The 24,443-nt window shown below is 70.6% G+C and carries 16 protein-coding genes and 2 CRISPR repeat arrays; of the genes, 4 read left to right on the forward strand and 12 right to left on the reverse strand.

What is annotated here, in order from left to right; all coding sequences use genetic code 11:
* Positions 1–10: 10 nt before the first annotated feature.
* The gene (locus AB0J72_RS25310) at positions 11–1,132 is read right to left on the reverse strand and encodes a trypsin-like peptidase domain-containing protein (RefSeq protein WP_363402658.1); all 1,122 of its coding nucleotides are present in this window, start codon (positions 1,130–1,132) and stop codon (positions 11–13) included.
* Between the two features lie 144 nt (positions 1,133–1,276).
* Between AB0J72_RS25310 and AB0J72_RS25315 the strand changes: the two genes are divergently transcribed.
* Together AB0J72_RS25315 and AB0J72_RS25320 are read left to right on the forward strand one after the other, a co-directional pair.
* Positions 1,277–2,368 carry an effector-associated domain EAD1-containing protein gene (locus tag AB0J72_RS25315; protein ID WP_363402660.1) on the forward strand — a complete coding sequence of 364 codons (1,092 nt, stop codon included), beginning with the start codon at positions 1,277–1,279 and terminating at the stop codon, positions 2,366–2,368.
* Positions 2,365–5,313 carry an ATP-binding protein gene (locus tag AB0J72_RS25320; protein WP_363402663.1) on the forward strand — a complete coding sequence of 983 codons (2,949 nt, stop codon included), beginning with the start codon at positions 2,365–2,367 and terminating at the stop codon, positions 5,311–5,313. The genes AB0J72_RS25315 and AB0J72_RS25320 overlap by 4 nt, the downstream gene beginning before the upstream one ends.
* A gap of 6 nt (positions 5,314–5,319) precedes the next feature.
* On the opposite strand, the gene AB0J72_RS25325 is transcribed toward AB0J72_RS25320, so the two are convergent.
* Positions 5,320–8,970, reverse strand: a complete 3,651-nt coding sequence (locus AB0J72_RS25325) for an effector-associated domain EAD1-containing protein (RefSeq protein WP_363402665.1) — start codon at positions 8,968–8,970, stop codon at positions 5,320–5,322.
* Positions 8,967–10,034 carry an effector-associated domain EAD1-containing protein gene (locus AB0J72_RS25330; protein WP_363402667.1) on the reverse strand — a complete coding sequence of 356 codons (1,068 nt, stop codon included), beginning with the start codon at positions 10,032–10,034 and terminating at the stop codon, positions 8,967–8,969. The genes AB0J72_RS25325 and AB0J72_RS25330 overlap by 4 nt, the downstream gene beginning before the upstream one ends.
* Before the next feature lie 238 nt (positions 10,035–10,272).
* Positions 10,273–12,925: direct repeats of the CRISPR family, unit length 28 nt; unit sequence GGACCATCCCCGCGTACGCGGGGAGCAC.
* Positions 12,926–13,257: 332 nt separating this feature from the next.
* Between AB0J72_RS25330 and AB0J72_RS25335 the strand changes: the two genes are divergently transcribed.
* Positions 13,258–13,611, forward strand: coding sequence for a hypothetical protein (locus tag AB0J72_RS25335; protein ID WP_363402669.1), 354 nt, complete (start codon positions 13,258–13,260; stop codon positions 13,609–13,611).
* Entirely contained in the window at positions 13,608–14,084 is a 477-nt protein-coding gene (locus tag AB0J72_RS25340; protein ID WP_363402671.1) for a hypothetical protein, read from the forward strand. Before AB0J72_RS25335 ends, AB0J72_RS25340 begins: the two co-directional genes overlap by 4 nt.
* Here AB0J72_RS25340 and ribD read toward each other — a convergent pair.
* From ribD to casA, 9 genes are all read right to left on the reverse strand, one after another.
* Positions 14,020–14,889 carry a bifunctional diaminohydroxyphosphoribosylaminopyrimidine deaminase/5-amino-6-(5-phosphoribosylamino)uracil reductase RibD gene (ribD, locus tag AB0J72_RS25345; protein ID WP_363402673.1) on the reverse strand — a complete coding sequence of 290 codons (870 nt, stop codon included), beginning with the start codon at positions 14,887–14,889 and terminating at the stop codon, positions 14,020–14,022. The genes AB0J72_RS25340 and ribD overlap by 65 nt on opposite strands.
* On the reverse strand, positions 14,889–16,043 hold the full coding sequence (locus AB0J72_RS25350; protein ID WP_363402675.1) for a hypothetical protein: 1,155 nt from the start codon (positions 16,041–16,043) through the stop codon (positions 14,889–14,891). The genes ribD and AB0J72_RS25350 overlap by 1 nt, the downstream gene beginning before the upstream one ends.
* A gap of 243 nt (positions 16,044–16,286) precedes the next feature.
* Positions 16,287–18,226: a CRISPR direct-repeat array (repeat unit 28 nt; unit sequence GGACCATCCCCGCGTGCGCGGGGAGCAC).
* 9 nt (positions 18,227–18,235) lie between these two features.
* Positions 18,236–18,646, reverse strand: a complete 411-nt coding sequence (gene cas2e, locus AB0J72_RS25355; protein WP_363402677.1) for a type I-E CRISPR-associated endoribonuclease Cas2e — start codon at positions 18,644–18,646, stop codon at positions 18,236–18,238.
* On the reverse strand, positions 18,646–19,599 hold the full coding sequence (gene cas1e / locus AB0J72_RS25360) for a type I-E CRISPR-associated endonuclease Cas1e (RefSeq protein ID WP_363402679.1): 954 nt from the start codon (positions 19,597–19,599) through the stop codon (positions 18,646–18,648). Before cas1e ends, cas2e begins: the two co-directional genes overlap by 1 nt.
* A gap of 4 nt (positions 19,600–19,603) precedes the next feature.
* On the reverse strand, positions 19,604–20,269 hold the full coding sequence (gene cas6e, locus AB0J72_RS25365; protein ID WP_363402681.1) for a type I-E CRISPR-associated protein Cas6/Cse3/CasE: 666 nt from the start codon (positions 20,267–20,269) through the stop codon (positions 19,604–19,606).
* 2 nt (positions 20,270–20,271) lie between these two features.
* Positions 20,272–20,967 (reverse strand): type I-E CRISPR-associated protein Cas5/CasD, encoded by a 696-nt coding sequence (gene cas5e, locus AB0J72_RS25370; RefSeq protein ID WP_363402683.1) that lies wholly within the window; start codon positions 20,965–20,967, stop codon positions 20,272–20,274.
* Positions 20,964–22,088, reverse strand: a complete 1,125-nt coding sequence (cas7e, locus tag AB0J72_RS25375; protein ID WP_363402685.1) for a type I-E CRISPR-associated protein Cas7/Cse4/CasC — start codon at positions 22,086–22,088, stop codon at positions 20,964–20,966. The genes cas5e and cas7e overlap by 4 nt, the downstream gene beginning before the upstream one ends.
* Entirely contained in the window at positions 22,085–22,759 is a 675-nt protein-coding gene (casB, locus tag AB0J72_RS25380) for a type I-E CRISPR-associated protein Cse2/CasB (RefSeq protein ID WP_363402687.1), read from the reverse strand. Before casB ends, cas7e begins: the two co-directional genes overlap by 4 nt.
* Positions 22,756–24,414 (reverse strand): type I-E CRISPR-associated protein Cse1/CasA, encoded by a 1,659-nt coding sequence (gene casA, locus AB0J72_RS25385; protein WP_363402689.1) that lies wholly within the window; start codon positions 24,412–24,414, stop codon positions 22,756–22,758. Before casA ends, casB begins: the two co-directional genes overlap by 4 nt.
* Between the last annotated feature and the right edge of the window lie 29 nt (positions 24,415–24,443).

Below are 24,443 nucleotides of genomic sequence, written 5' to 3' on the forward strand. Positions count from 1 at the left end.
CGGTGCCGGATCAGCTGCCGAACGCGTCGCCCGTGCCGCGTGCGGTGGTGGCGCGGCGGATCGCGGAGATCGGGATGCCCTGGTTGTACTCGGGTGGCGTGCCCTGCCGGTAGCGCGGGTCACCGGAGTGGTGCAACGCCACCCATTCCCAGTTGGGGCCGAAGCACGGCGAACCCGACGAACCCGGCAGCGTGGTGGTCGTGTACCGCACGCGCGTGCCGCCGCGGTTGACGCCGACGATGGCCTCCGTGTCCACCGCGACCTTCATCGGCGCCCCGTCGGGGTGCTGCGCGATGTACAGCGCGGGCGAGGCGGTGAAGTCGTAGTCCTCGGCAGGCAGCCGCATCCATCCCCGCCCGACCGCGTCCGGGTCGCCGGTCGGCCCGCCGACCGGTTCGTCGCCGGCCCGCGTCGCCAGCCTGACCAGCGCGTAGTCCAGCTCGTCATCGCCGGGTTCGGCCATGACACCGGTGGCGGGGCCGGCGGCCACATCCAGCGGACTGTACGGCGTCCAGTCCACCAGCCAGTCCGCGGCGAGCCGGTGCGGCGTGCCGGTCATCAGTTGCCGGCCGGTCGCGGTGTACTTGTAGTCGAACCGTACGACTACCTGGGCGGCCAGCTGCGGCGACTGGATCGTGCTGGCCATGACGTGGTAGTTCGTCAGGACCGTGCTCGGTCCGACGAGCAACCCGGTCCCGGACCCGCCCACCGTCTCGATCTTGCACACCTGGCCTTCGATCTCGCCGAGCCGGGCCCGCCACTGCGCGATGTCGAACATCGCCCCGGCCTGCCGGATCTTCAGCTCGAGCTGGCGATCGTCGGCCAGGGCCTCACCGGCCGGTCCGGTCACGCCCGGCGCGAGGTCGAAGCGCTGCCCGAACAGCTGCAGGCCGGCGTCCCTCGACGCGGCGGCACGCGCGGCCACGATCAGGTCACGCCACCACAGCTCGGCGTTGGCCCGGACGAGCACCTTGCGGAGCTCGGTCAGATAGTCGTCACTGCTACCGACGTAGTCGTCCAGGTGCCGGTCGAGCCGGTACAGCAGCAGCTCCCCGAACCGGTCCCGGGTGAACGCGGCCCGCAGCAGCGTGCGAAGCTCGCCTATCTCCGGCCCGGTCAACCGGGTCGTCACCGTCCCGGCCGTCAACACCCCGGTCCTCTCAGCACATCGACGTATTTCCAACGCGCGAGCAGCATACGACGTACCGGAAGTCTAAACTCCAGTTTCTCGACGACGAACCCGCGGCCACCGGAGGGACGTTGATGATCCGCTGCGATGACCAGGCGTCCGGCGACTGATGCCCGGATGGAGATCCAGCCCCGCGACCAACTGACGCTCAGTGCTGCGCTCCGCGCCGCGTTCCCCAGCCGGGACCGGCTCGAGGAGCTCCTGATGTCATGCAACCGGATGCTGGCAGAGTTCGAGGTCGCCGGGTCCGACCTCAAGGCGAACTGCCTCGCGGTCGTCAAGGCCGCGGTCGCCGAGGGGTTTGTCCTGGAGCTACTGGACGCGGCGCTCGCGTTGACCCCCGACGACACGCTGCGCAAGCTGCGGGACCAGATCCAGACCACCGCGTCCCCGGGGATCGTCGATCATCACGCCGCGTGCCAGCTGGTCGGCCGGTACGTCATGGTCGACCGGCACCACCTGCGGGCGGCGCTGCGCGAACTGAGCCGGCCGACCGGCAAACGCATCCTGATCGTCAACGGCCCGCGGCGTACCGGGAAATCGCACACGACGCAGCTCATCTCATACCTGCACGTGGTCGGGCAGGCGTTTCAGTTCGTGCCGATCGACCTCGAGTCGATCGCCCGCGCGCACGGCATCGGCACGGTGGTCACGCCAGGGCACGTCGCCCGCAGCCTCACCACCCGGCTCGGCTACTCATGCCCCGTGCCACCCGACCCGACCGCGGCACAATGGTCCTCATGGGTGCTCGACTTCTGCGACGCCTTCGAAGCCTGCGCGATGGCGGACCCGCGCCTGCTGTGGCTGGTCGTCGACTCCTTCAACACCGTCACCACGATGCAGGCCACCGTCGACCTGATCAAGGAGCTGGCGCACCGCATCGACAAGAACCTCGCCCGGTTCCGGCTGGTCCTGCTGGGTTTCGAGGACCCGTTGGCAACGATCAGCGGTCAGGTCGAGATCGAAGTGCTCAGCCAGATCGGCGCCGAAGAGGTCGTCCAGTTCTTCCAGGAGGCGTCGACGCAACTGGACCTGGGCTGGACCGACGCGATGCTGCGTGACGCATCCGTCGACGTGCTCGCCGGGCTCGACCCGCAGCAGCACGACTACCTGACGATCGTCGGCCAGCGCGCCAGCTCGAGGCTCGCCGCCGCGACCGGCCCGATCGGGTTGCGATGACCCCGCCGCACGCGCACGACGCCATCGTCGCCGACGTGCGCCGCCGCCTGGAGTCGCGCGCCACGGACCCGGAGCCCACGTCGGCACCGGTCCACGGCGCGCTGCACGCGGCGGCAGCGGTACTGGTGTGGTTCGATCCCGACACACTGCGGCCGTTGCGGGACCACGGACACCGCGACGTCGACGCGCTGCTGCAGGACTGCGACGTCACACGCAGCGCCGACGGCCGGCGCCGCTGGACCCTCAACCCGCAGACCCGGGTGAACGTGCTCAGCCAGCTGCGGCGCGACGGGCTCGTGCAGGCCGCGCTGGACGCGAACCCGCAGCGCCCGGCGGACCCGGCGCAGCAGGTGTTCGAGCGTTACCTGCTGTCCGACCCGCCGCAGTTGCTGACGCAGTCGCTGGCGACGCTGGCCCGAAGCGTTGTGGTGTGCGGATGGCTGCGCGACGCCGGCTTCGACGGCGTACCCCCGGAAGCCGACCTCGCCGCGCGGATGGAATGGCTCGTGCTGCTCCAGCCGCTCCAGCTGCTCGCCGGCGACACGTTCCGCGGCCGGGCGCGCGAGCTGCGCCAGCTCCGCGACTTCGCCGACGCGTCACCGACCGGTCCGATGTACATCCAGGGCGCCACCGGCACGGGCAAGTCGGCGCTGCTCGCCAAGTTCATCGTCGACCACGCGGTGCGCCGGCCGCCGTTCGCATACCTCGACTTCCATCGGCCCGACATCGACCCCGGCAAGCCCCTGACCTTGCTGGTGGAAGCCGTCCGCCAGCTCGGGGTCCAGTTCCCGGCGGTGACCCGGCCGCACGCCGGCACCGTCGCGGTGTGGCGGGAGAAGCTGGCGTTCAACGTGCCGGCCAGCATGCGCCACGCCAGGCAGTTCGCGGAGGTCGTCGGGGCGGTGGCCGACGAGGCGGTGCCGGTGCTGTTCGTGCTGGACGCGTTCGAGCGCGCCCAGGCGCAGGAAGGCGCGATCTGGCAGCTGCTGGACCTGCTGCAGACCGCGGCGCCGCAGCTACGGGTCTACATCGCCGGTCGATCCGAGCCTTGGGGGTCACCGGCGCGGACCCTTCGTCTCGGGCCACCCGAAGAGCGCCCCGCAGGCGGTCAGATCGCGGTCATCGAGCGGTCGCTCGTCCCGATCGGCGATTTACGCGACCGCCGGCGCCACCTGACCCAGGCGATCGACCGCCTCGAAGCGGAGCTCCAGACCGTCGTGGAAGGCGACGATGGCATGCGCCTGTTCTGGCGGCTGGCCTCCGTGTACCTGGAGCGCGCTGAGCTCGACCGCGCGGAGGAGGACTGGGAACGGGCGTACTTCTGGTTCCAGGCCATGGAGACCAGGATGGCCGAGGACGACCCCCGGCACGACCTGGTCACCCTCAAGAAGATCACCATCATCCTGGAGCAGTCATGGCTGCTGCGGTACTCGCCCGGGACGCCACGGGAGGTCGTGGCCGTCGAGGCCGACCGCCTCGTGGAGAGGCTCGCCATGACGCGGCCGATTCGGCGCAATCCGGTCGCCGTCCGCTACGCCAACGCGCTGATCGGCGCGGCGTATCTTGAGGCCTCCTCGCATTACGGCAGTGAGTTCCACGTCGAGTACGGACTCTCCGTCATGGAAGGTTTCCTCGGCTTCCTGGTGACGGAGTGGGTGGCAGATGCCGGACAGGTACGGCTGTGGGTGTCCGACCGGCGCCTGGCGTTCCTGTCCGCCATCACCGCGGACGCCTACCGCGGCAGGGCCATGCGGACCCGCAGCGGATCGGACCTGAACGCAGCGATCCGCTGGGCGCAGACCGCTCTCGCCGTCTTCGACATCCGCGACACGTCCGACCCGTTGTCGTCCTTCCTGCGGACGTCTCTGGCCAGCTCGTACGCGGCGCGACTGCAGCTGAGGTCCGCCTCGTCCGAGATCGGATCCCGGGACGACCTCGACGCCTCGATCGCCATCCTCGAGATGGGCGGCGCCCGGCTGGACGACGCCGCCGCTCGGCTGCTCGCGGAGCTGCTGGTCCGGCGGGCGTCGTCCGATGTCGTGCCGCAGGACGCGTTGCGGGCCGTCACGCTGCTCAACCAGGTCGTCGCCCAGCCGGAAGGGCCCAGCGACCGCTGGATGTCACTGTGGACGCTCGCCCGGGCGGAGTGGACGGCCGCGCACCTGCACGATGACGCCGGCCTGCTCACCTCGGCGGCGACACATCTCGACGACGCGTTCACCTTCGGGCTTCCGAACCAGGACGTCGCCGCGGAGGCATGCTTCGACCTCGTCCAGCTCAGCTACGAGGCTTACCGGAGTGCGCCCTCGGCAGCGACGGCCGCCAGGCTGAGACGCTTCACCGAGCGCGGGCATCGGATCGTGACCGAGGCCGAGCTCGCCGGCACGACCGCGTCCGGCCCATACCACCAGCTGTCGGTGCTGCTCAATCGCGTCGACGCCGGGAGTGCGGGCACTCCGCCCGACCTCCCCGTGGACCGGACGACGCGGCCAAGCCTGATGCGCGCATTGACAGACAGCGCGGTCGGCACACCGCCACTCGCGCTGGAGTCCGCCCAGGGACGGCTTCCGGCCGATGTGCTGCAGCGGATGGAGCAGCTGGGCCGGTTCGAGCTCGGCGAGACAGCCGGTGACCTCGACAGTGGCACGGTGTGGTCGACCTGTATCGCACCGTTCTTCGGCGACCTTACGACCGACCCCGACCGCTTCCTGTCCGCGCTGCACGCCGCCGTCTCCGGCAGTGACAACGAAGTAGCGGCATACGGCGCCGCAAGGCTCGCCTGGGAGATCCTCGGCGGGGACGCACTCCGCCTTCAGGCTGCCTTGCCACTCATCGACGCCGGCATCGAGGTGAAACGCCGGCGCGGCCTTCCTGCCGCGAGCCTGACAGGCTTCGAGAGGCAACGGCTGATCGAGCGGCACCACGGCCGACCACCGGAATGGTAGGTACGCTCAGTTCAGGTCCAGCCGTCGCAGTTCGTCGGCGACGGCCACGGCCGGTATGTTCGTCCCGTCACCGGTCACCAGCCCGACGACGTTGAACGCCTCGTCGACGACCGGTGATCCGGACTGGCCCGGCGCGACGTCGACCACGCCCCGTGTGTCCAGCAGACGGAGCGAGTTGCCGGCATACTGCAGGATCGACAGCTGGGCGGCCCGGCTGACCGGCCGGGGGAACGTCAGATCGAACCAGCCCCGTTCGTCGCCGCCGGACTCCGGACCGCCGATCGGCTGCACGCCGGGTGCCCCGCGCAGGCGCAGCACGGCAATGCCGCGGTCGGTGGAGTCGCTCACCCAGACCAGCCAAACGTTGGTGAGCGGGAACGTCGTTCCCTCGTCGACGACGCGACCGTCACGCCCCGCCGCCAGGTCGAACCGAGCGACGACATCGATCACGCCTTCCGGATCTGCCTGCAGCGGCAGGACGGCGTGGGCGACGGTGAGCACCAGATCGACACCGATCAGGAGGCCGGTGGCGATGAACTCGCCGCGCCGCTCGATCCGGCAGATCTGCCGGGCGAGCCTGGTGAGCGACTCACGAGCCGCCGGCGGAGACACCCCCTCAGTGATCGTCGAGATGCCCAGCCGCTCGGCGGCGCTGTCCAGGGCGCGGTTCGCGGGACGGGCCCGGCGCGCCGCCAGGACCAGATCCGTCAGCCAGCCCTCCGCCGCGGCGGCCTCGACGACGCGGAAGACCTGCTCTTGGAACGGGGCCTCACCGACGATCGAGTAGAGGTTGCGGTCCAACTCGAACCGGAGCAGCTGCTCCAACTGGAATGACGACCAGCTTTCGACGAGCCCCGTGGCCACCAGGCGCCGCAGCGGTTCCGCCGCTCTCTGCGTCGTCGGCTCCGTCTGCCGCTCCGCCGGTGCGGCGACGATCTTGAGTGCCGTGCCAACGAGGTCGGAGACGGCTTCGAGGACCAGGCTGAGCGTGCCGGGCGGGGTTCGGTCGAGCCGGTCGGCGACCATCTCGCCGAGGCTGCGCTCGCTGGCCTCAAGGATCATCGACGTCCAGGTGCCGTGCGTACGCTGCTGCTTCAGGATGCTGGTGCCGACCGTCCAGAGGAACCGGCCCGTCCCCGAGTCGACGGCCGCCATGCCCACCGCCAGCTGGCGCAGCGCCTGCACGTTGCTGTTCGGCAGTCCCACGAGGCGGAGCAGCCGAGCCAACCGGCGGCCGTCATTGGGCCGCGCGCTGGCGCACACCCAGTACGCCAGCTGCGGATCGGCCTCGAAGGTGGCGTCGGCGATCTCGTCGCACCGGGCCCGCAGCGCCGCGTCGACGTCGTCGTCCTGGTCGGTGGCGGCGACGCCCGGCAGCCTGCAGCGCAGCGCGGCGTGGCGGGTCGCGGCGGCCAATGCGTCCAGCGAGCTCGTCTTGCCCACGGCGAACGTCGCCAGGCGGTCCAGCAGTGCCGGGAGCCCGTCGTGGCTCCGCTCCAGGAGCGTCAGGCGCGCCTGCACCAGCGTCAGCTGCAGCACCGACGGCCAGAGGTTCGCCTCGACGGCCCTGTCGACCGCGGCCTCGAGTACTTCCCGGGCCCGACGCCAGTCGCCGAGCCGCTGCAGTGCCGCCGCCTCCAGCGGTGGCAGCGGGCTGTCCGGGCTGCGGTCGGTGCGTGCCATCAGCGATTGCAGTGCCGCCCGCACGTCAGACCGGACCGGCCCGTCCACGACCATGGCCACCTTCTCGGCCATCAGCCGTTCCCAGTCCTCCAGCGACGCCTGCCTGCGGGTCTCAGCGTCGGCTTCGAGCCCGAGCCTGAACGTCAGGTAAGCGCGGCGGGCGCCGGTGAACTCGGTCAGCGCCGGCTGCAGGAACGGCTCCACGCCGCGCATCCACCGGCCGTCGACCACGTTGCGCGGCTGGTCGAGGCAGAGCCGGTGGTAGATCTCCTCCGCGCGGTGGACCGCGGTCGGCTCGCCCGCGGCGTAGTACGCGACGGCCAGCTCGTGGATCTCCCGGGTGACGGCCGGCTGCTCGTCGCGCAGCAGGCCGATCATCAGCCGGCGGAGGTCCTGCCGGTGGTGCAGCGAACCGTCGCCGGCCACCGTCACGAGCGACACCTCGCGGCGCAGCTCGTCAAAGAGGCGGACGGGGTCGGCGTCCTCGATCCGGCACGGGCCCGCGAGCACCTCGGCGATCAGCGCCGGGGTGATCCGGCGCAGCACCAGGCCCGGGTGGGCGAGCTTACGGACGTCGGGATCGTGGATGTGCCGGAGGATGCGCTGGTACAGCTGGCGCTGGATCATGCCGTCGTTGACGCGGAAGCGCAGCCGCCACGAGGCGGTGCCGAGGTCGACGCCGTCGGCGCCCTCGCTGGCGTAGACCTGCGCGGCCAGCTTGAGGCTGAGCGGGCTGCCGCCGACCTGCCGGGCGAGGCTGCGGGCGACGCCCCGGTCACGGACGCCGTGGGCCCGCAGGAACTCCACCGCGCCGGCGTGGTCGAGGCCGGTCAGGTGCAGGGAGTGGAACGGGTGGCCGTACACCTCGGCACGCCCGCTGATCAGGACACGCAGTCGCGGTACCGCCTGGTCGAACTGCTCCAGCAGGCGCCAGACGGCATCGACGAGCTCCTCGCTCCGCCACTGCACCTCCTCGAACGTGTCCAGCACGAGCAGGAACGGCCGTTTGGCGGCGCCGAGGGTACCGACGACGCCGGCCAGATCGCGGACGGCGCCGGATCGGACCCGGTCCGCGGTGCGGCGGCCGGAGACGAGGTGCTCCTGCCAGTCGCGGCGGATGCGTTCGCAGCGGTCGCGGGCCTCGGGGTACTGGACGCCGAGCTGACGGATCGCCTCCATGACAAGGGTCAGCGGTTCGGCGGCGTCGATGTCGGGCCGGTCGAAGTCGAGGTATGCGAACGGGAATCGGTCCCGCTCGTGCACCTCGGTGTGCTCCAGGATGAACCGGGCCAGCAGCGTCGACTTGCCGACGCCGCCCGGGCCGTGGATGAGCATGGGGCGCAGCGACCGGACGCTCGGGACCGGGCCGGGTACGGCGATCCCGGCGTAGCCGCGCAGGCGGGACAGCTCACGGGAGCGGCCGCGGAACGACGGACCGGCGAGGTGCTCGAACGGCTGCAGGAGCGTGAGCCAACGCAGCCGCGCGTCGAGCTCTGCGGCGGGCGGCAGGTCGGTGAACCCGGCGGCGCGCAGCCAGCCACAGATGATCACGCTGCAGGTCAGCGTCGACATCGGCTGACTGCGGACCGGTGGCGCATCGCCGGTGAGGTACCCCTCGAGCACCCGCTGCATCTGCTCGCCCGGCCGGTCCGAGTTGGCGCGGACCGCGTCGGCGACGACACCGTCGGCGCGCAGCTGCCGCAGCACGTCGACCCGGACGTCGCGGGTCAAGCTCCAGCGCTGCTGCCCGGTCGCGTCGGCGGTGAGCTCGCAGTGCTCCAGCAACGCGTCCAGGTCGTCACCGGGCCGGCCGGGAACGGGCCGCAGCGCGTCCGGGACGAACCAGGCCAGCACGGCGGCGGCCTCGTGCAGGCCGCCGTGAACCGGCGCCGGCCGCTCCTCCAGCCCGGAGCCGGCCGACAGATCGGCCATGACCGCGTCGACGAGCTCCTGCGACACCCGGCCCGCGTTCATGCCGCCTCGCAGGCGTCGACCAGGGCCTGGCTGGCGCGTTCGCCGAGCGTCCGCAGGTAGTACTCCGCATCGGCGTCGAGGTCGCGGAGCACGCCGGTCGTCAGCTTGTGCAGGGTCTCGTCGGTGGCCGTGAGGCCGAGCTGCTGATACGCGTCGGCGAAGAACTGCAGGACCTCACGGACGCCGATGGCGCACAGCTCGTCGAAGGCGACCTGCTGCCGCACGACGGTGAGCGGCTCCGGATACCCGATCAGCACCAACCGCAGCCCCACGATGCCGCGGTCGATCCTCCGGGCCAGCTCCAGGACCAGGTCGAGGGTCGCCTGCATCGCCACAACGCTGTTGAACGCGTCGATGACCAGCCACGGCGAGCGTTCGTCGGCCATCGCGAACGGCTCGAAGTCGTCGCAGAAGTCACCGACCCAGGCCGACCACTGCGCGTCCGTCGGCGGGTCGGCCACCACACAGCCGTAGCCGAGCTTCTTCACGATGCTGCGGGCCAGGTGGTACGGCGTGACCTGGGTGCCCTGCCCGACCGCACGGACGATGTCCTCGAGGTCGACGGCGAACAGCTGGAAGTTGCCGCGCATCAGGCTGAGGTACCGGATCAGCTGGATCGTGTGCGACTTGCCGCTGCGCGGCGCCCCGCCGACGGCGAGAATCCGTCGCCCGGTCGGCCGGTCCAGCTCCCGCAGCGCGGCACGGAGCCCCTCCCGGTCGACCATGACATACCCACCGGCGAGCCGGCATGCGACGAACGGGTCAGCCGCCACCGCGACCGCGGCCGGCCGTAGTTCGTCGCGGAGCCGGCGCAGCTCCTCGTCGGGAACCTGCTCGGCGGCCCGCTCCAGCAGCTCCGGCAACCACCCCTTGACGGCAGCATCGGAGACAACCGCCCGGATGTTGTGCACAAACCGCTTCCCGGTGCCCTGGTACAGCGTGAACGTCCGGTCGAGCAGCATGAGCAGCTCTTCCACACTGTCGGGGTCCGGAAACGCAGCGACCAGTGCGTCCCGAATCGCAAGCTGCTGCGGCCCAGTGACGGCAATCCGCTGGTACGTCATGTCTTCCAGTCAACTCCGGGCCGAAGCTCATCAGAGGGTCACAACGTCGCAGCGTAGCCGCACCGAACGTAGCGTTTCAATCACCATTCGGTCGCCCTCATCCACCAAACGGAACGCCCACCTCAACCGATGCCGGACAGTCATGCCGGCCGAAGCCCGAACGACCAACACAGCAATGCGACACAACCACCGCACCCGACGTCCCCGAACGCTCTGAGGACAGCCACCGAACATGCCGGGACAATCCCCGCGTGTGCGGGGAGCGCTTCGCGGCGGCCGGGCTCACGGCGCTCACGGGCGGACCATCCCCGCGTACACGGGGAGCACGAAGCCCGCACCTGTGTTGACCGCCGACGGGACGGACCATCCCCGCGTGCGCGGGGAGCACAGCGCGTTGCCGGAAGTCAGGTTCAGGACCCACGGACCATCCCCGCGTACACGGGGAGCACTACCCGGCCCAGGCGCCCTCCTGGTAGCTCGTCGGACCATCCCCGCGTACGCGGGGAGCACCCGACTGGGACGCTCGCGTCACCGCAGTACCTGGGACCATCCCCGCGTACGCGGGGAGCACTCCAGCGCCTCGCCGCCTGCCGCTGATGCCTCGGGACCATCCCCGCGTACGCGGGGAGCACATGGAGCTCCAGTCGACGCCGACGAGCGCTGCCGGACCATCCCCGCGTACGCGGGGAGCACGAGAACGGCGACGCACCACCTGCAGGTGGCCAGGGACCATCCCCGCGTACGCGGGGAGCACGACAGCGACCACACGGACCACGTCCACGCGAGCGGACCATCCCCGCGTACGCGGGGAGCACGCCGACCCGGCCGACACGAAGCACTACCTGGCGGGACCATCCCCACGTACGCGGGGAGCACGACTTCGGACTCAAGCCGGGCAACGAACTTCGGGGACCATCCCCGCGTACGCGGGGAGCACGCATGTGGTGGTGCTGTAGGCGGCCCGGTGGCCCGGACCATCCCCGCGTACGCGGGGAGCACCTCAGGTCCTCGCCGTGGACCTGGGCGGCGTGCGGACCATCCCCGCGTACGCGGGGAGCACTTCGGAGGGCTGATGGACAGTCCGCCGGACTCCGGACCATCCCCGCGTACGCGGGGAGCACGAAGAAGGGAAGCAACAGCGGTCGGACGCTAAAGGACCATCCCCGCGTACGCGGGGAGCACTTCCAGCCGTCAACGCGCTGGTCGCCGTCGACGGGACCATCCCCGCGTACGCGGGGAGCACGGCGGCATGTGGATCTCCACGCGGATCCTCAACGGACCATCCCCGCATACGCGGGGAGCACGGCACCACGGCGGCCAACGCCGCCGCCGTGACCGGACCATCCCCGCGTACGCAGGGAGCACAAATCAGTCGGTTCCGATCGGAGGATGCGAGGAGGACCATCCCCGCGTACGCGGGGAGCACCCGCTGCTGGCGTACGGGAGCGCCACGCATCTGGGACCATCCCCGCGTACGCGGGGAGCACGTGGTTCAGGTGGGCATGCCGGAGCCGGACCCGGGACCATCCCCGCGTACGCGGGGAGCACAACGGCCGCTGGGAGTCCAGCAGCAACTACTACGGACCATCCCCGCGTACGCGGGGAGCACACGCCTGGCGGACGGCCTCGCGCGAGAAGCCGGGGACCATCCCCGCGTACGCGGGGAGCACGCGGACCTGTACACCGGCCTCACCCTCACCGACGGACCATCCCCGCGTACGCGGGGAGCACAAGATCAGCTTGCGGTTGGTCGGTCGGTTTCCCGGACCATCCCCGCGTACGCGGGGAGCACAGCCTGCCGACGCCCCGGCGCCCGCCGCCGAGGGGACCATCCCCGCGTACGCGGGGAGCACGATGAGGTCACCTCCCTGGACCACGAGCTGAAGGGACCATCCCCGCGTACGCGGGGAGCACGGAAGAGATCACGGTTCGGCAGTCAGTACACAAGGACCATCCCCGCGTACGCGGGGAGCACGTAGCGACCTCCCCTTGGGTTGCTGCCCGGCCCGGACCATCCCCGCGTACGCGGGGAGCACGTTTCGCCGTGTCATCCGGCGTGGTTCCCGGTGGGACCATCCCCGCGTACGCGGGGAGCACCCCCATCAGGTCCGAAAGTACCCATTGTCAGTCGGACCATCCCCGCGTACGCGGGGAGCACCGGGGGCCGCAGAGAATGAGAGTCGTCGCGGAGGGACCATCCCCGCGTACGCGGGGAGCACAAGCCAACTCCCGTCAGGCGCCTTGTTGAGGAAGGACCATCCCCGCGTACGCGGGGAGCACGCCAGGGCGATGCCCACGGCCAGGTACAGGAGCGGACCATCCCCGCGTACGCGGGGAGCACAACGTGCCCTGCGGCGGCGGCCCTTCCGGGTTGGGACCATCCCCGCGTACGCGGGGAGCACACACCGAGAATGCGCGCCTCCGGAATATTGCTAGGACCATCCCCGCGTACGCGGGGAGCACTCGCCCTCGCCGGCCACGCCGAACGGCGAGTCCAGGACCATCCCCGCGTACGCGGGGAGCACTGCAACGGTTGCACGTACGACGGCGAGCACCGGGGACCATCCCCGCGTACGCGGGGAGCACCCGGCAAGTCCGAGGCAATCCGCCTGCTGCTGCGGACCATCCCCGCGTACGCGGGGAGCACCTGAGCATGCGCCTCTCTGGCCTGCTCAGCGGCGGACCATCCCCGCGTACGCGGGGAGCACTACGGCCCGTTCGTGCATTGCGGCGCAAGGCTAGGACCATCCCCGCGTACGCGGGGAGCACTTCTACAACGAGATCCGCAAGGACCTCGACCTGGGACCATCCCCGCGTACGCGGGGAGCACATCGGGAAGCCGTTCCTCATCACCTCCGTCGAGGGACCATCCCCGCGTACGCGGGGAGCACACTTTCTGATCAGGGCCGATGAAGATCCACCTTGCGGATTCTAATCACTTTCCTCCGGCTGCCGTCCGGCGGCTGAGTGCGGCGAGCGAATCGACGGCGGGCGGCCTCTGCTCCAGCCTGCTGACATGGCCCGGCTTCCTGAAGCGACGGTACACCCAGAAGACTCTGGCAGGGCAATACCGCTTGCGGCGGAACGTGCTCCGTCCCCGATACCTCGGATTTGAACCGCACCTGTGCCCGAGCGGCCAGATGCATGTCCGGTCGGACCGAAGGTCGGTACGTGAAGTCGGACCAAGGGTCGGCATTCCCGCGGGCGTTCCGCCGGGTGATCGTTGACCAGTAACGAACTCCACGTCCGGCCGATCTTCAACGTTGCCAGGAGGCTCCTCGTGCGGTCGACGCTGTTTCAGGTTGCTTCGGTACCGGTGGCGCCGCAGCCGGATGCCGACCTCGATGTTCGCACCCTCAGGTCGTGGCTGGCGGTGGATGACGACGGTGATCCGGTGCTGGTGGTCAAGGACGATGACACGACTGTCGTCATTGACGTCGGAGCGGGCGACTCGTGGGCCTGCGCGATCCGGGCCGCTGAGCACCTCAGCGACATGGCGCTGGCGTACGCGTCGCAGCTCCGATCCTGTATGGCGCTGCAGGCCGCACGGCCCGAGAAGGACGGTGGTCAGTCGTGACTGCAGTGACCGACCGCAATTGCTACGTCGAGCCCGGCCGGGCGGAGTTGCTGTTCGAGATCGCTGTCACTCTGCTGCCGTTGATCGGGCGCTGCGTCGAGTTGGTGGGCGGTGAGCCGGTCACGCAGCACGGCAACCGGCTCGGTACCGCGGAAGACCGCCGGATCGTGATCGCGGACATCGCACGGCAATGGAACGAACTGGACGCCGGGACTCGCGCTCGTTTCGCCCCGGACTGGCAGGCTGCGGTGGCGGCGTTCACCGTCGACTATGTCGACATGGTCGAGATGGACGCGCCGGGCCCGAGGGTGTACGAGCATCGGCGCTACGAAGTTGCCATGGCGCTGATCTGGCACCAGCACGCCCGTCGACTCAGCGCAAGATCGACCTCACAAGGACCTGGACCGGTTACAGGAGGCTGGTCCGGCGAAGGTAGACCGTCAGCGTCCGATCGTGCGCTGCGACCTCGGTAAGCGCGAACCCATCCGCCAGCAGCGCCGACCCGACGGCAGCGGTCGCCTCCGTCGGGTCGGACCGGTCGAGCTCGACAATGAGCTCATCGACGTGATCCAGCCCGGATCGCAGGGTGTCGGCGTCGTCGTTGACCATCAGCACCCGCCGGATGCCGCTCGCGTAGGCGTCTGCGAGCCAGTGCGCAATACCGCTGCCGAGACCGGCGGCTTCCGGCACCTGGAAGTGCGCGCTGGAATGCCCACCGGGCAGTCCTTCGCTGACAGTTCCTCCTGCGACGACCACGTCCACGCCGCCGCGCAGCGTGGCAACAAGCTGCTCGTCTACTACACGTCGTGTGTGCACCCACGTGACGTACGGCCGTCGGCGCACAGTAGCCGTCAGCCAAGGGCCAAGTACAGCCAAAACCTCATCATGGAGGACGCCGATCTCCACCTCGACCCCTGCGGCGGCGAGGACCGCAGCGCCGCCGTCGCCGCGTGAAGTGGGATCGATGACCCCGATGACGACCCTCGCGATCCCGGCATCGAGTAGCTGCTGACGGCACGCCGGCGTGACACCGACGTGGTTGCACGGCTCGAGTGTGACGACGGCCGTTCCGCCACGAGCCACCTCCCCAGCCGCGGTGAGTGCGTGAACCTCCGCATGCGGACCGCCCTTGCGTTGATGGAAGCCGGCCCCGACCGTCGTACCGTCCACGCCGAGAATGACGCATCCCACCGGCGGGTTCGGACTGGTCGTGCCCAGCCCCAACGCCGACAGGACGATCGCGCGCCGCATCGCCATGAGTTCGAGCTCCGAAGCCATCAGGCGGTCTCCGCCAGGTCGTCGAGGAACGCGCCGACATCGGTGAGATACCGGTGCTCACGGACAGCCGAGCCGATTCCGGCGAGTTGGTTCAGCACCCGCAGCGAGCCGGCGTGCCGAGCGATCGGCAGAGCGGTGCGTGCCGTAGCCGCGGCCTGATCAGGTTGGCGTGCGGCGACATGGGCAGCGGCCTTGCTCAGCAAAGCGGTGGTGTAGTCCTGCCGATGCAACGACGGAATCGACGGCAGGGCTTGATCGAGGACCGCGAGGGCCTCGCCGGGACGCCCCGCCAGCCGCAGGCACGCCCCTCGGTGAACCTCGATGTAACCGCTCGTGCAGTACGTGCCGTGCTCACCATCCGCCTTGCCGAGAAAGCGATCGGCCGCCCACCGGTGCGCATCATCGAGAAGCTGCATGGCCTCACCGTAGCCACCACCAGCAGCGACAGCATGAGCCCACTGCACACGCAAAGCTGCCCGCATAGGAGCAGGAAGCTTTGTATCCAGACGCATCGCGGCCACCGCCTCGCTCACTGCTCCCGGTACCTCACCGGCGAACAAGTAGCGTTGGCTGCTGCGGTACCGAGCCCACGCCGTCATCACACTATCCCCGGCCTGGACCGCCCAGGCGAGCGCCTGACCGCTCCACCGCCGCGCAGCATCATGTTCGTCCAGGGACTGGTGCAGCCACGCCGCCGATTCGGCGTACTGCGCCGCGAGCCGAATCAGGCTCGGCCGGAACGCCGCAGGCACCTCGGTGAGCAACTGCTCCACAAGCGTCAGCTGCGCCGAGACCCCGATGAGCGCGTACGCGGGCCCGAACAGTTTGTCGGTCTGCACCAGCAACCGCCACTGCGCGCTCAGATGGAACGTCGTCTCGTCCCAGCTTCCCGGCATCGGTTGTACCCTGGCCCCGCCGTCGGCGGCCGTCCCGCTGTCAGTTCGTCGTGGGACGTACAGCCCGAGTTCCACGTCGGTGGCACGGCCGAGGACGTGACGCAATGCCGCGCGACGTTCGTCGCTCGGCCACCGGTGCTCGCCACGTTCGAGCTTGCCGATCCACCGAAAGTCAACGTACTGAGCGGCGAGACCGCGGCCCGGGTAGAGCCGATCGAGAGCCGCGTTGACCGCGTCGGCCAGCTCCGACCGGGACATACGCTGACCGCTCCGCACTGGCGAAACCACACGGAGGCGAGCGTCACGAAGCAGCGTATTCGGTGTGATCAGCGTATCGGGATGGCGAGGCAACCCACACTCCTTCACCGCCAGTCGTCCAGCGCAGCGTCGTCCCGCCCACCCCAGGGCGAGTCGTATCGTGCAACGACGTCAGCCTATCGGCACCCGCGGCCGAGCACCCGCACGCCGGATCAATGTCAGCCCATTCGACGACAAGCACGAGAACCATCCCCGCGTCCGCAGGGAGCACCCTTCCGCCGGCTCTTGTGGCCGGCCCGGTGTGGGACCATCCCCGCGTGCGCGGGAAGCACGTGCTGGCCCGCTCCGAAGCCTGCTTCTTAGCCGGACCATCCCCGCGTGCGCGGGGAGCACTGCTGGCGACCGCCAGGCGGGCCGCTGTAGTGCGGACCATCCCCGCGTGCGCGGGGAGCACCCACCGGGCCTACCGCTGGCGACATGAACCCCCGGGACCATCCCCGCGTGCGCGGGGAGCACGGGCGGTCGTCGGCGCGGATGACCGCCGCCAGGGGACCATCCCCGCGTGCGCGGGGAGCACGCACGCCTGATGTCCACATAGGACTACAGGTTGGGACCATCCCCGCGTGCGCGGGGAGCACGTCGCGGAGACCGAGCCGCCGGACGCGTACGCCGGACCATCCCCGCGTGCGCGGGGAGCACTCCGTATCGTCCCTGGCACGGGGTGACTTCCCGGGACCATCCCCGCGTGCGCGGGGAGCACCTGGCTCTTGTCGCTCAGGTTCATGTCGACCCCGGACCATCCCCGCGTGCGCGGGGAGCACAGCGGGGCGTTCGTGGTCGCGGTCGCGTTGCCGGGACCATCCCCGCGTGCGCGGGGAGCACGGCGTGGTCAAGCTCTCCGACTGGACCGGGACGGGACCATCCCCGCGTGCGCGGGGAGCACCCGCCCGGCTTCGCCATGAGCCCGATCGCGTCGGGACCATCCCCGCGTGCGCGGGGAGCACCGGTGCGCACCGTCGAGACGTACGATCCGCGCGGGACCATCCCCGCGTGCGCGGGGAGCACGTGCACGCGATGCCGGACGAGCCCGACGTCGTGGGACCATCCCCGCGTGCGCGGGGAGCACCACCAACGCGATCTTCGCGCCGTTCAGGGCCGCGGGACCATCCCCGCGTGCGCGGGGAGCACGCTTGATCGTCACCGATCCGCTGTCGAGGCCCGGACCATCCCCGCGTGCGCGGGGAGCACATCCAGGTCACCGGAGAGCCCACATGGAGGCAGGACCATCCCCGCGTGCGCGGGGAGCACAGCGGGGTCACCAGTTGCAGGTTATCGGCCCACGGACCATCCCCGCGTGCGCGGGGAGCACACGGACCGCGGCGAGAAGCCGGGCGAATACACCGGACCATCCCCGCGTGCGCGGGGAGCACAAGCCTGCGCCGGTATTGACCGCCGTCGGCATCGGACCATCCCCGCGTGCGCGGGGAGCACGGGACGGGAGAAGGCAGCATGAAAGGCGTTACGGGACCATCCCCGCGTGCGCGGGGAGCACCACTCCGGTCGGCTCACCATCGCCCGTGCGCGGGGACCATCCCCGCGTGCGCGGGGACCATCCCCGCGTGCGCGGGGAGCACACACCGCCGAAGCTCGCAACCCAGCCGGTCCGGGGACCATCCCCGCGTGCGCGGGGAGCACATCGCCGCCTACCTCATCGCCAACAGCTCCCGGGGACCATCCCCGCGTGCGCGGGGAGCACTCCTTGACCGGCTCGTCCCGGTACTTGGGGGGCGGACCATCCCCGCGTGCGCGGGGAGCACCCACCAGGCGTGAGAACCTCACCAGCGGTCTTCGGACCATCCCCGCGTGCGCGGGGAGCACTGGGCTACCCCGTCCGGCGGATCCGGCACCGACGGACCATCCCCGCGTGCGCGGGGAGCACGTCTCGCGGCGCCACCGGCGGGTCATGCCGAACGGACCATCCCCGCGTGCGCGGGGAGCACATCCCGGGTGCTGACGCGATCGCGAGGTTGGCGGGACCATCCCCGCGTGCGCGGGGAGCACAGATCGCTGCGGTCCTGCTCCTCGGAGGGTCGCGGACCATCCCCGCGTGCGCGGGGAGCACGCCGGGCTGATGCACCCCAACTGCAGGCACTCCGGACCATCCCCGCGTGCGCGGGGAGCACACTTGCTGATCAGGGACGATGGAGATCCACTTGGCGGATTTTATCACTTTCCTTCGGCTGGGGTCGGGAGGGCTGAGTGCGGCGGCCGAATCGGCGGCGGCGGGCGGCTTTGCTCCAGCCTGCTGGCATGGCCGCGTTGAACACTGGTTCGCTGGGGCGGCGCATCAGAGTGATGCCGTCCAGGTCCACGGGCTTCCAGTGATGGTCGTGGACTTCGAAGGAGAGGCGCTGTTCTCCGGAGGTTTGGAACACCAGCAGTGCGCGGCCTGGGCCTGCCATGTCGATCACGCGAGACCACAGGCGGCGGCGGATGCGGGTGCTGACGTGGCCGACGTACACGCCGGCGGAGATTTCCAGGAGCCACTGGGTGAGATGGCCGCGCAAGCCCAGCGGGCAGGCAGTAAGGATGATGACCGTCATCAGAAGTCGACGTCCTCCGTGTCGCCGTAGTTGCGGCCGGCGGCCACTTCGAAGTCGTTGTCGTCCCACAGGCTGAGTGAGTCCTCGGCGTCGTCGATCGGGCCGGTGGGTTGTGGTTGGAGCAGCAGCGTCCGGATGTCCCGGACGCATCGGGTGAGGATGGCGCCATCGTGGACGCGGTCGCGGACTGCGCGGCGGGTGTCGGCGGCGATGTCGGTGGAGTTGCTGGCTGCCACGTCAAAGGCGACCGGAATGGTGATTTCGGCCTTGTACAGGTCGGCGATGTCGTAGACGAAGGCGCGTTCGTGTCCGGTGTGGACGAAGCCGAGGCCGGGTGCGGCGCCCAGCGCGACGATGACGGCGTGCACGGCGCCGTACAGGCAGGCGTGGGCGGCGGACAGCGCCTGGTTGACGGGGTCGCCGGACGCGAAGTCGTCCCGGTCGTACTGGCGTTGGTTCCAGGTGATGCCGGTACGGGTGGCGTGCTCGCGGTACGTGCGGCGGACCCGGGCGCCTTCCTTGCCGCGCAGCTGCTGCATGGTGAGGTTGGTGGTGTCCTCGCCGGGGAATCGCATCGCGTACATGGTGCGGGCCACGGTGAGCCGGCGGTCGCGGTGGCTCACGGCCGCTGCCTGGGCGGTCAGGAGCCTGCTGGAGGCGGCCAGTGAGCGACCGTGGGCGTAGTAGCGCACGCCCCGCTCGCCGACCCAGACGGCGGTTGCGCCGTGGTCGGCGAGCAGGGCGACGGCTTGGTGGGTGATGCTGGTGCCGGGTCCGAGCAGGAGCACTCCGATGGACGCGGCGGGGATGTGCACGATGCCTTTGTCGTCGGTGGCGGTGATGGCGTTGCTGTCGCGGTGGATGACGCTGCGTTCGAGGTACAGGAAGCTGATCCGGTCCTCGGCCCGGGTCAGGTCCGGCAGTTCGGACGGTGGCACGCCGGGAATTCCCACGGCATCAGCGGGTCGGGGCGATGGTCAGCAGGCCGCAGCCGTACGCCTTGCCATGCCCGATGCCGAGGGACAAGGTCTGGCGGAAGGCGTCCGCGTCGGTGATGTCCAGGAGGCCATCGTAGGTGACCGTGGTGAGGGTGACCGAGCCGGCGCCGCGGCGGAACGTCTGCGTCTGGCGGTGGTGGAGGCCGACGTTGGGTTCGTTGTTCTGCTGGGTGGCGACGGCGAAGCCGCAGCGGGCCGACCGGTCGATCAGCCACTGCGTCTGTTGTTCCGGGCGGAGGTGGCCGAAGCGTTGGGTCTCTTTCGAGTCGGCGGTCTTCCGTCCGCTGTGGGTGGGGTTGGCGGTGAGCCGGAACGCCCACTGCTGGCCCGGTTGCAACGACGCGAGCAGCCCGCCGTACGCGCGGGTCTGCCATGCTTCGGCGGTGCCGCGGCCGGCTTGGGCGACCATGTGCGTGAGGTCGGGCTGCCCGGGGCTGACGATGTACAGGTGCAGGGTGCCGACCGTGGCGGTGTCGAGCCGCCACAGGGTGCGGGCGTCGGCCCGCTCGTAGTCGGCGGGGTCTGCGAATGCGCCGCGGATTGCCGCGTGCATGGCCTGTGGCGAGGCGATCAGCTTCCGGGCTCCGCGACGCGCCGGGTCGATGATGAAGCGGGAGAGGTACATGCTCAGCCTCCCAGCAAACTGAACGGGTCGTGTTCGGCGGCGTGGTCGGCGAGGTCGTTGTCGATGTCGACGTGTCCGCGGTGGACGGCCCGCCAGGTGTGCCGGCGGTGTGCCGGGTCGAAGGTAAGCGGTTCGTCCGCGATCGTCTCCGACGACGGTTCGCCCGGCCGGGCGTCGCGGATGATTTCGAGCCGGACGGTGCGCGCCGCCTTGCGGCGGTGCCAGTCGGCGGCGATCCAGGGCCACGAGTGCAGGGCGCCGTCGACGGTGTCGTCGTGGACGCCGAGACTCACCAGGCCGACCGGTGGGCAGGAGCGACGGCCGAGGTACAGCGGGAAGTGCGGCCGTTTCAACGCCTCGGCGAGCCCGAGCATCAGCTGGTGCTCGCCGCTGACGGCGGCGAGGAAGGCGGCGTCGGCGAGGTAGAACCGGTACGTCAGCGGGAAGCTGTCGCGTCCGTCGAGGCTTCGCGCGGTCTGGAAGTCACGCAGGATCTGCCCGGGCTGGTCCAGTCGCACTCCGAACTCGAGGCCGAGCAGGTCGGTGAGGGGTTCGGTGCGGCGGATGCCTTTCGCCGCGGCGAGCAGTCCGATGACGCCGCTCTTGGTGGGTGCGACCTCGGTGCCGCGGTGCGCGAACCGGCTCGAGGCGCCCCACGCCTGCAGCGGCCCGGCCAGTCGCAGCAGCAGCACGCTCATGCCGGCTGGCCGAGCGCTGCGGTGACCTGCTCCCCCACGCCGGTGACGAGCTCACGGAACGACACGGCCTTGCCGAGGTCGGCCAGCACTGCGGTGCGTTCGCCGACCTGCGTGACCCACGTCGCGATCGGCTGTTCGCCGTAGGCGCGCTCCACGTCCAGGGTGTGCTTGGCAAGTGCCTCGGCGGCGAGACGCACCCGGCCGTCGGCGTTGGTCTCCCGGATCGGGGTCTCGAAGGCGCCGATCAGGTTGATCGGCTGGGTGTCGCGGATCTGGACCAGGATCGCGTCGGGCAGGGTGCGGTGCGCGAAGGTGTTCTGTTTGCCGGTCGGGACGCTGCGGGCGAACGCGGTCAGGAACGCTTCCACGGCGGCCCGGGTGGCGGCGGCGTCGCCGAGGTTGCGGTGCAGCGCGTCGACGTTGAGGGTGGCGTACCGGTAGAGCGTGGACGAGTTGAACTCGACGGTGCCGATCATGCCGGCGCCGGTCTCCGCGACGTCCTGCTTGCGGTCGTCGACGGCGGTGAAGTAGTCGTACTCGTTGTCGACGGCGTGCACGCTGATGGCGTGCGCGACCTGGCAGGCGGCGTCGACGTTGATGTCGGTCATGTCGGCGACCATCCGGCCGAACATGGCGATGTCCACCGAGTGTTCGCTGTTCGCCAGGGCCTTGAACTTCGCCTTGTCCAAGGTGGTGCCGGCGCGCGACGCCTCCAGCGCGGCGCCGGCGAGGTTGTCCAGTTGCCGGCGGCTGAGGAACAGCAGGTAGCCGGACTCGACGTCCTTCGCCTCGCCCTTCTTCTTGTCGGCCTTGGCAAGGCCCGACGCGGTGAACGCGCCGGCGGCCAGGGCAGACGCCTCGTCGTCGGTCAGCGCCGGGTCGAGCGCCTTGATCCGCGCGGCGAGGGACTCCCCGACCCGCTTGGTGCGTTCGCCGAGCTGGGAGCTGTCCAGCAGATCGGCGAACGCAAGCCGGACCGCGCGCTTCCACGCCTGACTGGACACCCGGGCGCGGCGCACACCACCGTACGTGGCGGTCTTCGGCGACCCGGTGTCGTCCCGGTTGAGGTTGCTCGGCGGCACGGTCTGCAGGACGTGCACGTCGATGAAGATGCGGTTCATTCGTTGGTCTCCTCAGTGGTGTCGGTGGTGGTCTCTCCGGTCGCGCCCGGGTTGCTACGGAAGTACTCCCGTCCCCATGCACCCTGGATCTGGGCGCGCAACCTCGGACGGCGCAGGGCGCAGAGGTCGTCGCAGAGCAGTCCGTAGTCCAGCGGGATCTGGTGCTCGCGGAGCATGGTGACGAGGCTGCGCAGGTGGTAGATCGTTTCGGCGTAGGTGCTGGCGGTGCCGAGCGCGGCGAATCGGCGCCGCACGCCGTCCGGTCCAGTGCTCGCGCGGGTCAGGCGCGCCATCGCGTGGCCGAGGCCCTGCCCGTTGACGTGCATGCGTTCGCGGCGCGACTGCTGGTGCAGCGCGTACAGGGTGACCGCGTCGTGGACCGCCTGTTCGGTGTCGGCGGCCTCGGCGTCGTCGGCGGGGCGGGCACCGAGCAGGTGATCGGGCACCAGCAGGTAGGTCTCGAGGCTGTAGTCGAAGCCCGGGGTCCGGCCGATGCCGCGCCGCAGCCGGGCCAACGCGCTCACCGCCTCCGGTCTGGGCGGGTCCCGCAGCACCTGCGCCTGCAGGCTCGCGACCGTCTGAGCGACGTGGTCGCCGAGCTCACGACGGCGGCGGGACCCCCACGTCTTGCGGGCCAGGGCGTCCGGCTGTTCGGTTGCGGCGGTCGTCACTGGAGTACCTCCTGGGGTCGGTTCGCGTCGTCGGCCGCCATCGGCAGGGCCTTGGCGAGGCTGCCGCGGAACCAGGCCTCGGCCTGGGAGCTGCAGTAGTGCGCCTGTTTGCCGTTGCGGTCCTCGAGGATGCGGCCGGCCCAGGCGGCCGGGCTCGCCGCTGCGACGAGCTCGCGGCCGAGTCCGGCGATCTCGGACCGCACCCGCCGCTGCCACGCGGCGCGCGCCGCACCTGGGTCCGTGGCCGGTCCGAGCCGCGCGAGCCAGACCCGGAAGTACCGGTCCAGCAGCGCGTACCCGCGTTCGGCGGCGCGGTCGGCCGCGTCGGTGTCGCTGCCTGAGCCACCCGCGGCGCGGATCAGGTTCACGGCGAGCGATCGGAGCGCCTTGACCGCGGCCTCCGCGTCTGCGGCGGCGTCGACGGCCGTGGTCCGCAGCGGTGAACCGTCGACCAGCAGGAGCACGTTCATGGTCAGGGCGTCGCCGAAGACCGCGTCGACCACCGACTGGTTGCTGCCGTACGTGATGCTCGTGGCCCGCGAACGCACCCGGAAGTCGGGTCCGACGACTCCGGAGACCCGCAACCGGGCCAGCCACTGCAGCACCATCGGCGACAGCCGCTGCGAAGGTTCGCCGCCCGGCGGGGCCGGTGGCAGCAGCGTCTGCAGTCCACGCCAGAGCGCCCGATCGTGTGGGTGGGGCCGGGGCAGGTAGACCGGGGTCCGTTTGAGTTTCTGCTCGCGTGGTCCGCTCCGCCCCCAGACGCTCATCGGCTCCAGCAGGTGCCGGTCCTGCCAGTCCAGGATGTCGCCGTACGCGATGACGGCACCGGTGATGGCGTCCCGGTCGCCGAACAGCCGGATGCGGCGCGACTGCCACGTGTACAGGCCGAGGACGCCGTACGGGCCGCGGGTGGCCGTCGGTTCCTCGACAGCGGTATGTGGCTCCCGCTCCCACACCGGCAGGTCCTGCTCGTTCGCGGACCGCCAGCCGGGTGCGACCGGGACCAGGTTGAGCAGCAGCGTCTCCCGCAGCGTGGCGCCCTCGAGGTACACCCCTCCGAGCGCGCCGACCGAGGCGACTCCCAGCGGGTACCCTCTGCCACCCTTCACCCGTGGGTCGCCGACCGCGCCGGTCTTGATTCCTGAGGGGTCGAACGCCTGGCAGTGCACCAGCCACCTGGCGGCGTCGGCCGGAGGTGTCGACTGCAAGGCCGGACCGGTGCGGGCCGTCAGGTACGGCTCTCCGTTGGGGACGTCGGCGATCAGCCGTTCCAGCCCGAATGCCCTGTCGTTCCCGGCGCGCAGGTCGGCGACCTGGTAGAACGGGTGCGTCGGGTGGAGCAGGTCGAACCGGTCGCGGAACGCCTCGAGATAGTCGGTGATGTCGGCCAGCGGCAGTTGCGGGTCCTGCCACAGCCCCCGCCAGGCCGATTCTCCCGGTGGACCGTCCGTGGCGCGGTGCAGGACCGCCAGCGCCAGCCGCAGCAGCGCGAAGTTCTGCGTCGGCAGTTCACAGGCGATCATCTGGATGTCGACAGCCTGCTCGAACAGGCCGAGCAGCGACACGTCGCGCCGCCGTCCGGTGGTGTCGAGGACCGGAATCCACGGCTCGTCCAGCAACGAGAATCCCGCCGTCGGGGTTGGGGTGGTCACGGGTCTACCTCCTTCGTGCTCGTTGGCGT

Source organism: Dactylosporangium sp. NPDC049742 (assembly GCF_040674675.1).
Classification (GTDB): domain Bacteria; phylum Actinomycetota; class Actinomycetes; order Mycobacteriales; family Micromonosporaceae; genus Dactylosporangium; species Dactylosporangium maewongense.